The 10622-nt window shown below is 68.4% G+C and carries 6 protein-coding genes; 4 read left to right on the top strand and 2 right to left on the bottom strand.

Going from position 1 to position 10622, the window contains the following annotated elements:
• A partial coding sequence (locus BSE24067_RS32715) for a DNA translocase FtsK (protein ID WP_254600370.1) occupies positions 1-4025 on the top strand: 4025 nt, incomplete at its 5' end.
• Between the two features lie 121 nt (positions 4026-4146).
• On the opposite strand, the gene BSE24067_RS31755 is transcribed toward BSE24067_RS32715, so the two are convergent.
• Positions 4147-5394 (bottom strand): lactonase family protein, encoded by a 1248-nt coding sequence (locus BSE24067_RS31755; RefSeq protein ID WP_151068432.1) that lies wholly within the window; start codon positions 5392-5394, stop codon positions 4147-4149.
• 168 nt (positions 5395-5562) lie between these two features.
• Here BSE24067_RS31755 and BSE24067_RS31750 point away from each other — a divergent pair, with 168 nt between their 5' ends.
• Both BSE24067_RS31750 and BSE24067_RS31745 read left to right on the top strand, forming a co-directional pair.
• The gene (locus BSE24067_RS31750; protein ID WP_151068431.1) at positions 5563-7392 is read left to right on the top strand and encodes a glycoside hydrolase family 15 protein; all 1830 of its coding nucleotides are present in this window, start codon (positions 5563-5565) and stop codon (positions 7390-7392) included.
• 219 nt (positions 7393-7611) lie between these two features.
• The gene (locus BSE24067_RS31745) at positions 7612-9099 is read left to right on the top strand and encodes a polyhydroxyalkanoate depolymerase (protein WP_151068430.1); all 1488 of its coding nucleotides are present in this window, start codon (positions 7612-7614) and stop codon (positions 9097-9099) included.
• A 104-nt stretch (positions 9100-9203) separates the two neighbouring features.
• On the opposite strand, the gene BSE24067_RS31740 is transcribed toward BSE24067_RS31745, so the two are convergent.
• Complete coding sequence (locus tag BSE24067_RS31740) at positions 9204-9836, bottom strand: TetR/AcrR family transcriptional regulator (RefSeq protein ID WP_151068429.1); 633 nt, start codon at positions 9834-9836, stop codon at positions 9204-9206.
• Positions 9837-9992: 156 nt separating this feature from the next.
• Here BSE24067_RS31740 and rsxB point away from each other — a divergent pair.
• Positions 9993-10622 (top strand): electron transport complex subunit RsxB (gene rsxB, locus BSE24067_RS31735; RefSeq protein WP_174904990.1); only part of this gene is annotated, 630 nt, incomplete at its 3' end.

Below are 10622 nucleotides of genomic sequence, written 5' to 3'. Positions count from 1 at the left end.
CGCCGGCCCGGCCGGTGACGGGAACCGGCGCCACCGGCCAGTCGCAGGACGCGGCACGTCGCCGCCCCGCACCGCCGGCCCCCGCCCGCGCACCGCTCTATGCGTGGGTACAACAACCGGCCGAACCGATCACGCCGGCGCCGAGCGTGCACGACACGCTGCGCTCGATCGAAGCCAGTACCGCGCAGTGGGCGGCGCTGGATGGCGCGCGATCGACGGATCGAACGCAGACGGCGGCTGGGGCTGCTGCCGCAGCGACCGTGGCCGGGGCGGCGGCGGGCGCAGGCAGTGCGGCCGCGTCGGCATCGACGGCCATGCCGGCTGCGGCCGGTCCCAGTGCTGCTCCGGTCGCGCCGCGCGATGCGGGCGGCCACCCGGACACGCGGCACGCAACCGCATCGCCGGCATACGACGACGAACCGATCGTTCTCGACGCGTTCATGCCGGCCGAGCCACGCGTACGCGCTCCGGTTTTCGATAGCGGCACGTCCGCGGTCGACGACGCCGCGCGGCACGCGACGCCAGATCTCGGCAGCCAAACCGATGCGGCGACGCGTCACGCGAACGCCGTTGCAACTGCCACGCCGGCAATCGACGCCGCGATCGATCCTGCACCGTGGGAAGACGCCGTCAGCCACCCGATTGGCGGCCTCGATGCGTCGCATGAGCGATCGGTGGGTGTGTCGCTGTCCGAAGTGAGCGAGCCAGCAACTGCACGCACTGCAGTCGAACCGCTTTCGATCGCGGTCACATCGGCGACAGGCGATTCCGGTCGTGCCATCGACGCAAACGAAACGGCAACGCCCGTCGGCATCGCCGGCAAGAGCGAGTCGCAATCGGCTCAGTCTGCCGATGCCTTCGCGTCGGCCAGCACGTCGGGAAGCACGGATGAAATCCCGGGCGGCGCGAAACCTGTCGAGCATGCAGCGCCGACTGCTCCCCTCCCCGCTTCGTCGACGACCGCAACGCCCGCGCGTACGGTTGCCGATGCGACGCCCGTCGCCGCAGTCCCGACTGCAGCACTGGCCGCGTCGAATCCCGCACCAGCCGGCACCCTGCCTGGAACGGTCCCCAGCGCAGCAGTAACGCACGCCGGCGAAACCGCGCCAGTGCCAGCAGACGTGCAACGCGCGACATCACCGGCACCGGCAAGCGCGTCGGCAACGTCCGCTGCGCCGGCTGCGTCGCCAGCGAGCGACGCGGTGCGCCCTGCATCCGGCGCGGTCACGCCGCCGCCGGCATCCGGAACGCCTGCCTCGACGACATCGCCGGGGAACGCGTACGATTCCGGCCATCGCATGCCGGCCGGCGCATCGCCTGCGGTCAACGCTACGAGCCCGGCATTCGCCGCAGTCACACCACCGCCCGCATCCGGGGCGTCTGCCCCGTCGGCATCGGCCGGCGCGTCCGTGCCGTCCATAGCGCAGCCGTCTGCGTCTGCGGCGGCACCAGCAAAATCCCTTTCTACGACAGTGACTGGGACGCCGGGCATGGCCGACGTTCAGGCTTTTGCCGCTCCAGGCGCTGCGAAGACGGGCGCCACTCCGGTGTCCGTGACGAGCGTCGCGTCTAGCACTACCGCCGCGCAACCTTTCGTTGCCGAGCCGGTCGCATCCGCGCCGACTTCAGCGCCGACTTCAGCGCCGACTTCCGCTGCCAGCGCTTCCAGCCCGATCACGACGCAGTCTCATGCAGCGGCTCCGGCTCCGTCCGTAGCTGCCGCGACGTTCGCAACGGGCGCCTCGAGCCCGACCGCTACGCAGCCTGCCGCCATCGCGACAGCCGCGGCGCCCGCAGCGGCCGCCACGACTTTCAGCGCATCCGAATCGCACCGGGCGCCGAGCGCGCCGAACACGCCGGAATCGCGCGCCACGGCGGCGACGTCTGCGCAGTCGGGCACCGCTTTCACTGCGACATCGAGCGCACTGCTCACGCCGTCGACTGCACCGTCGAACCTCGCATCCGCCGCTTCGCCGATCGGTACGCCCGCCACGTCGACTGGAGCAGCGCAGGCGGCAACCGCTGCCGCGCCTGCCACGGTCACGGCTTTGCCACCGTCCTTCAACGCGTTCGCGTCGACGAACACCACCGGAACCGCTTCGCCCGCAACCTTCGGCACAACGCCGGCGGCCACCACGAGCACCTTTGCCTCGCCCCCCACATCGCCGGCATCGACCACATCGCTGACGGCCCCCGCGTCCTCCACCCCGCCGGTATCGACGTTGCCGCCCGTGTCGGCCGCGCCGACGCCGGTCGATGCCGTCACCGCCGCCCCGTCGATCGCGCCAGTGCCGGCGCCGCAGGCTCAGTCTTTCGCCACGCCGCAGGCACCCGCTGCTTCGCCGGCAGGCTGGTCCACGCCTGCCGTCGGCACGACGTCCGCGCCCATCGACACCACGGCCCTGCCGCCCGCCGCGTCAGCCCCACTCCCGGCCGCAACGCTGCCGCCAGCGGCCGAACCCGCAGCCCCGGCCGCCGACACGGCCTCCGCACCCGCGCGCCAGCCGCGCCCGAACGCGTTCGAATTCCACGCGCCCGCGTCGTTCAACGTCGAACTGCCGACGCTCGACCTGCTCGAGCCCGCGTCCGACGAAGTCGAACCGATCACCGACGAACATCTCGCCCAAACGGCCCAGGTGATCGAACAGCGGCTGCAGGAGTTCAAGGTGCCGGTGACGGTGGTCGGCGCGTCGGCGGGCCCGGTGATCACGCGCTTCGAGATCGAGCCCGCGCTCGGCGTGCGCGGCAGCCAGATCGTCGGCCTGATGAAGGATCTGTCGCGCGGCCTCGGCCTCACGTCGATCCGCGTCGTCGAGACGATCCCCGGCAAGACCTGCATGGGCCTCGAACTGCCGAACGCGAAGCGCCAGATGATCCGGCTGTCGGAAATTCTCGAATCGCGCCAGTACCAGCACTCGGCGTCGCAACTGACGATCGCGATGGGCAAGGACATCACCGGCCACCCGGTCGTCACCGATCTCGCGAAGGCGCCGCACATGCTCGTCGCCGGCACGACGGGCTCCGGCAAGTCGGTCGCGATCAACGCGATGATCCTGTCGCTGCTGTACAAGGCGACGCCCGAAGACGTGCGGCTGATCATGATCGACCCGAAGATGCTCGAGCTGTCCGTCTACGAAGGGATCCCGCACCTGCTCGCGCCGGTCGTCACCGACATGAAGCTCGCGGCGAACGCGCTGAACTGGTGCGTCGGCGAAATGGAGAAACGCTACCGGCTGATGTCGGCCGTCGGCGTGCGCAATCTCGCGGGCTTCAACCAGAAGATCCGCGACGCCGAGGCGAAGGAAAAGAAGATCGGCAACCCGTTCTCGCTGACGCCCGACGATCCCGAGCCGCTGTCGAAGCTGCCGCTGATCGTCGTCGTGATCGACGAGCTGGCCGACCTGATGATGGTCGCCGGCAAGAAGATCGAGGAGCTGATCGCCCGTCTCGCGCAGAAGGCGCGCGCGGCCGGCATCCACCTGATCCTCGCGACGCAGCGCCCGTCCGTCGACGTGATCACCGGCCTGATCAAGGCGAACATCCCGACGCGTGTCGCGTTCCAGGTGTCGTCGAAGATCGATTCGCGCACGATCCTCGACCAGATGGGCGCCGAATCGCTGCTCGGCCAGGGCGACATGCTGTTCCTGCCGCCGGGCACCGGCTACCCGCAGCGCGTGCACGGCGCGTTCGTCGCCGACGAGGAAGTGCATCGGATCGTCGAATATCTGAAGCAGTTCGGCGAGCCGCAGTACGAGGAAGGCATTCTCGACGGCCCGGCCGCGGACGGCGCGACGCAAGACCTGTTCGGCGATGCGCCGGATGCGGAAGCCGATCCGCTGTACGACGAGGCGGTCGCGTTCGTCGTGCGCACGCGGCGCGCGTCGATCTCGTCGGTGCAGCGCCAGTTGCGCATCGGCTACAACCGCGCCGCGCGCCTCGTCGAACAGATGGAAGCGGCCGGCCTCGTGTCGCCGATGGGCATCAACGGCAGCCGCGAGGTGCTCGTGCCGGCCGCGGCCGACTGAGCATCGCGGCCGCATGGCCGCCGGCATCGATCCGGAGCGCGCCGCGCCAGCGGCCGCCGGAAATGCGAAGGGAGCTGCATCGGCAGCGCCCTTCTTGCATCGACCGCCAATCGGCCGCGCGTTACTGCACGACCGGTACGAGCTTGAAATCCACCGGGCTGCCGACCGCCACCTTCTGCGGATTCGGCGCAAGCTGCCCCGATTCCACATCGCGGCCGAACACGTAGAACGTGTCGCTGTCCTGGTTGCCGACGATCAGCCACTTGCCGGTCGGATCGATCAGGAATTCGCGCGGCGTCTTGCCGAGGCTCGACTGGCGGCCAGCCGTCTTCAGCCGGCCGTCGGCCTGGTTCACCGCATAGATCACGATCTCGTTCGCGTCGCCGCGGTTGCTCGCGTACAGGAAGCGGCCGTCCGGCGACAGGTGGATCGCGCCGCCGCCGACCTTGCCCTTGAAGCCCGGCACCGTCATCGGCAGCGTCTGGAGCGGCGTCAGCTTGCCGTCCCGATAGCCGAACACTTCGACCGACGCATTCAGCTCGCTCGTCACGTACGCGAACCGGCCGTCGGCGCTGAACACCATGTGACGCGGGCCCGAACCGGCCTTCACCGGCGTGTAGCGCGTGTCGGTCGGGCTGATCAGCCCGCGGCTGCCGTCGACCGTGTAGCGATAGCCGTAGATCTTGTCGGCGCCGAGGTCCTGCACGAACAGGTATCGGCCATCCGGCGAGAACACGGTCGAATGCACGTGCGCGCCGTCCTGGCGCCCCTTCACCGGCCCCGTGCCTTCGTGATGCACGGTCAGCACGGCCGAGCCGGCGGCGCCGCCGTCCCGGATCGGGAACACCGCGAAGCTGCCGCCCGGATCGGCCGCGACCGAGTAGTTCGCGGTGACGAGGTACTTGCCGTCCGGCGACAGCGCGAGATAGCAGGGGTCGTTCCCTTCCGACGACACGCGGTCGATGAACGTCAGCGTGCCCGTCTTCGCGTCGAAGCCGAACGCGCTGATGCCGCCGCGCTGCGTGGCCGGCCCGTTGTCGCCGGGCAGTTCGTTGACCGCATAGACGGTGCGACCGTCGCGGCTCGGCAACAGATAGGACGGATTCACCGTCTTCGCCGACGACACGGGCGCGACGCTGCCCGTTTTCGTATCGAAACGGTACACGTAGATTCCGTCGCTGCCGTGTCCCGTATAGGTGCCGACGAGCAGGTTGTACACGCCGTCGGCCGGTGCCGGCGCTTGTTGCGCGAATGCATGGGTCGCGGATAGCGAAAGGACGATCGCGAAACCTTTCATCCAGTGAGCGAGCCTAAGCGGGAACCCTCGTGTCACGGCGCGCGCGTCATGCTCGCGTAAACGGTTGGGCATTGAATCCTCCTTGCATCGAGTCGCTTCAAGTGTTGAGATAGGACGAAACGCCGGCCGTTCATGCGCTCCGCCCGGCCGAGCCGAGTATACGGGGAGCGGCGCCGGCGCGTGAAGCCGGGCGCCGCAGCCTGCACTGTGAACTCGAATAACCCAAGGACCGCTTGCCCCATGCCTGCCCTGATCGAAGACTACGCCCTCGTCGGCGACGGCCACACGGCCGCGCTGGTTTCCAGAGATGGCTCCGTCGACTGGCTGTGCTGGCCCCGCTTCGATTCGGGCGCCTGTTTCGCGGCGCTCGTCGGCACGCCCGAGCACGGCCGCTGGCTGCTCGCGCCGGCCGCCGACGTCGCGATCACGCACACGACACGCCGCTATCGCGGCGACACGCTGATCCTCGAAACCGACTACGAAAGCGCCGACGGCGCCGTTACCGTGATCGACTTCATGCCGCCCGGCAACGGCTGGTCGGAATTCGTGCGGATCGTCGTCGGCCGGCACGGCACGATGAGGATGCGCATGGAACTCGTGTTGCGCTTCGACTACGGTTTCTCGATTCCGTGGGTCACGCAGCTGTCGCGTGAAAACGGGATGAAAGCAATCGCCGGTCCCGATACGGTCGTGCTGCGCACACCGGTGCCGCTCACCGGCAAGAATCTGCATACGCTCGCCGAATTCACCGTGAACGCCGACGAGCGCGTGCCGTTCTCGCTCGGCTACGCGGCGTCGCACCTGCGGCTGCCGCCCGCGCGCGATCCGCTGTCGATGCTCGCGCGCACCGAGAACTACTGGCTCGAATGGTCGGGGCGCTGCCAGGTGCAGGGCCGCTACGCGGCCGCCGTGCGGCGCTCGCTGATCACGCTGAAGGCGCTCGCGTACGAGCCGACCGGCGGGATCGTCGCCGCGCCGACCACGTCGCTGCCCGAAAAGATCGGCGGCAACCGGAACTGGGACTACCGCTACTGCTGGCTGCGCGACGCGACGATCACGCTGCTCGCGCTGATGCGCGGCGGCTACTACGACGAGGCGCGCGCGTGGCGCACGTGGCTCGGCCGCGTGATGGCCGGCTCGCCCGAGCAGATCCAGATCATGTACGGGATCGCCGGCGAGCGCCGCCTGCCGGAAATGGAGCTCGACTGGCTGCCCGGCTACCAGGATTCGAAACCGGTGCGCATCGGCAACGGCGCCGCGAACCAGTTGCAACTCGACGTGTTCGGCGAAGTGATGGCCGCGCTGCACCTCGCGCGGGTGGGCGGCCTGCAGGCCGACGACACCGTGTGGTCCGTGCAGTGCTCGCTGCTCGACCATCTCGAGAAGATCTGGCAGGAGCCCGACGAAGGCATCTGGGAAACGCGCGGCGGCCGCCGCCATTTCACGTTCTCGAAGGTGATGGCGTGGGTCGCGTTCGATCGCGCGATCAAATCGGCCGAGATGTTCCGGCTGCCCGGCTCGCTGGACCGCTGGCGCGCGCTGCGCGACCGGATCCACGCGGACGTCTGCGCCAACGCGTGGCACGAAGGCAAACAGGCATTCGCGCAGAGTTACGGCAGCGACGAACTCGACGCGAGCGTGCTGCTGCTGCCGCAGCTCGGCTTCCTGCCGCCCGAAGACCCGCGCATCGTCGGCACGATCGACGCGGTCGAACGCGAATTGCTGCACGACGGGCTCGTGATGCGCTACCGCACGACCGAATACGACGACGGCCTGCCGCCCGGCGAAGGCACGTTTCTCGCGTGCAGCTTCTGGCTCGTCGACAGCTACGCGCTGCTCGGCCGGATCGACGACGCGCACCGGCTGTTCAGCCGCCTGCTCGCGCTGTCGAACGATCTGGGTCTGCTCGCCGAGGAATACGATCCGGTGGACGGCCGGCTCGTCGGCAATTTCCCGCAGGCGTTCTCGCACGTGGCGCTCGTGCATACCGCGATGAATCTGATGCACCACGAAGAGGCGATGGCGCGCGCGGCCGGCCAGCCGGCGCCGGCTGTGGCGACGGGGCGCTGACCGCGTGGCGACGGCATGACGGACATGCTTTTTCAGAGAACGTCAATTCGCAAAAGTTTGATGAAAAATCGGGGAAATGTTGCATTGCAACACCCATCGTTGTCCGATATGATCGACTCGATTGTCCGGCCGCACTGCAACATGGCCGGGCGCTGACCCACACGGCACGCCGCGACGCCCGACGCCGCCCGCACCGTCCCCCACGCGGGAGTTGTCTGCATGCTTTACCAATTGCACGAATTCCAGCGGGCCATGCTGAGCCCGCTCACGGCCTGGGCCCAGGCCGCTTCCAAGTCGTTCGCCAATCCGTCCAGTCCATTCTCGCTGATGCCCGGCGCGACGCGGATGGCCGCCGCGTACGAACTGATGTACCGGCTCGGCAAGGACTACGAGAAGCCCGAATTCAACATTCATCAGATCGTCAAGGATGGTCACAACATCCCGATCGTCGAGCAGACGATCATCGAGAAGCCGTTCTGCCGCCTGCTGCGCTTCAAGCGCTATTCGGACGATGCCGATGCCGTCACGCAACTGAAGGACGAGCCGGTGGTACTGGTTTGCGCGCCGCTGTCGGGCCACCACTCGACGCTGCTGCGCGACACCGTGCGTACGCTGCTGCAGGATCACAAGGTGTACATCACCGACTGGATCGACGCGCGGATGGTGCCGGTCGAGGTCGGCCCGTTCCACCTGCACGACTACATCGCGTACATCCAGGAATTCATCCGCCACATCGGCGCGCGCAACCTGCACGTGATCTCGGTGTGCCAGCCGACGGTGCCGGTGCTCGCGGCGATCTCGCTGATGGCGAGCCGCGGCGAGGACACGCCGCTCACGATGACGATGATGGGCGGGCCGATCGATGCGCGCCGCAGCCCGACGTCGGTGAATTCGTTGGCCACGCAACATTCGACCGCCTGGTTCGAGAACAACGTGATCCATACGGTGCCCGCGAACTATCCGGGCGAAGGCCGTCAGGTGTATCCGGGCTTCCTGCAGCACACGGGCTTCGTCGCGATGAACCCGGAACGCCACGCGCAGTCGCACTGGGATTTCTACCAGAGCCTGCTGCGCGGCGACGAAGACGACGCCGAGGCACACCGCCGCTTCTACGACGAATACAACGCGGTGCTCGACATGGCCGCCGAGTATTACCTCGAGACGATCCGCGTCGTGTTCCAGGAATTCCGGCTCGCGGAAGGCACATGGGATGTCGACGGCGAGCGCGTGCGGCCGCAGGACATCAAGCACACCGCGCTGATGACGATCGAGGGCGAACTCGACGACATCTCGGGCAGCGGCCAGACACACGTCGCGCACGAGCTGTGCACGGGCATCCCGCAGGACGACCGCCGCAGCCTGACCGCCGAGAAGTGCGGTCACTACGGGATCTTCTCGGGCCGCCGCTGGCGCACGATCATCTACCCGCAACTGCGCGACTTCATCCGCGAGCACGCGGCGGAGCCGAAGAACGGCACCGCGAAGCTGCCTCCCGATGCGCAGGACGCGACCGCGATCGGCGCCGTGCCGGCCGCCACGCCGCAGCCCGAAACGACGGCGCGCGCGACTGCCGCGAAACGCACGCGCGCGAAAGCGCCGGCCGTGACGGTCGCACCGGCGAGAGCGCCGGCGTCGAAGGCCGCGCCGAGCGCGAAACGCGCAGGCAGTGCGCGCGCGAAGCCCGTGCGGGCGCGCAAGGCCGCCTGACGCATTGCGTTCCGACGCAAAAACGCCGCCGTTCTTGCGCACGGCGGCGTTTGTCTATCGGGCGGCCGCGAGCACGCGGCGCATTGGTTCGCGAATGTGCCGGCTCAGCGCCGCAGCAGATACGCGAGCAGCACCTCGGTGTTCATCCTGACCATCTCCGCGCGCTCGTCGGCTTCGCTGAAGTCGCGGCCGAGCGTCGCGGCGAGCGTGAAGCGGTTCGACACGATGTAATAGCCGAGCCCCGACAGCGTCACGTAGAAGCGCAGCGGATCGACGTCGCCGCGGAACAGGCCGGCCTTCTGGCCGCGCATCAGCACGTTGCCGAGCGTCGCGACGATCGGCGACATCATCTCGCGGATCCGCGTCGACTTGTGCAGATAGCGCGCTTCGTGCAGGTTCTCGTTGTTGATGAGCCGCAGCAGTTCCGGGTGGTCGCGGTAGTAGTCCCACACGAAATGCGCGAGCCGCGTGACGGCTTCGACCGGCGCGACGCCATCGAGATCGAGCACGCGCTCGGCCTCGGTGAGCGCGGAGAACGCGTGTTCGAGCACGGCCGTAAACAGCTGCTCCTTGCTGCCGAAGTAGTAATAGAGCATGCGCTCGTTGGTCTCGGCGCGCCGCGCGATCTGATCGACGCGTGCGCCGAACAGCCCTCCATTCGCGAACTCTTCGGCCGCCGCCATCAGGATGCGGCGGCGTGTACCTTCAGGATCTCTTTTGATTTTTGGCTGATTCATGGTGGCGTTTTGCTATGTGAGCCGCGTGATCCGGACCGGTACCCCCACCGCCTCGGCGCCGGCCGCCGTGGAACGGACGCGCCGCGCGCGGCCGCCCTACTGCTGAGCCCCTGCAAAAAAGCGGTTCGATTATGCGCATAGACGGCGTCCAGCGCAATGCGGGAAATCGGCGATAATCGAGGTTTGGCAAACCTTTCCGGCCACGTGCGACGCGGCCGAGAGCCATTCGGCGCTGCTGCGCCCGTTGTCACCGTGACCGATTCCAAGACCCTCGCGGATCGCATAGAAGATCTGCTTCCCCAGACGCAATGCACGAAGTGCGGCTATGACGGCTGCCGTCCGTACGCCGACGCGATCGCCGCCGGCGACGCGAACTACAACCAGTGCCCGCCCGGCGGCGCCGAAGGCATCGCGCGCCTCGCGAAACTGCTCGGCAAGCCCGTGATCCCGCTGAACCCCGTCAACGGCACCGAGCATCCGCGCGCCGTCGCGTTCATCGACGAAAACCTGTGCATCGGCTGCACGCTGTGCATGCAGGCGTGCCCGGTCGATGCGATCGTCGGCGCGCCGAAGCAGATGCACACGATCGTCGAATCGCTGTGCACCGGCTGCGACCTGTGCGTGCCGCCGTGCCCGGTGGACTGCATCGCGATGGTGCCCGTCACCGGCGACCGCACCGGCTGGGACGCGTGGTCGCAGGAACAGGCCGACGCCGCGCGCGAACGCCACGACCGCCGGCTCGCGCGGCAGCGCCGCGAACGCGAGGCCGCCGAAGCGCGCGCGGCC

This window comes from Burkholderia latens (genome assembly GCF_902499045.1).
GTDB lineage: Bacteria > Pseudomonadota > Gammaproteobacteria > Burkholderiales > Burkholderiaceae > Burkholderia > Burkholderia latens.
The sequence above is the reverse complement of the archived record's forward strand: the minus strand, read 5'-3'. Positions and strand labels throughout refer to the sequence as shown.

Coding starts and splice junctions, on each gene's coding strand:
- BSE24067_RS31755 (WP_151068432.1), bottom strand. CDS start 5,394: ATGCCCAACCGTTTACGCGAGCATGACGCGCGCGCCGTGACACGAGGG.
- BSE24067_RS31750 (WP_151068431.1), top strand. CDS start 5,563: ATGCCTGCCCTGATCGAAGACTACGCCCTCGTCGGCGACGGCCACACG.
- BSE24067_RS31745 (WP_151068430.1), top strand. CDS start 7,612: ATGCTTTACCAATTGCACGAATTCCAGCGGGCCATGCTGAGCCCGCTC.
- BSE24067_RS31740 (WP_151068429.1), bottom strand. CDS start 9,836: ATGAATCAGCCAAAAATCAAAAGAGATCCTGAAGGTACACGCCGCCGC.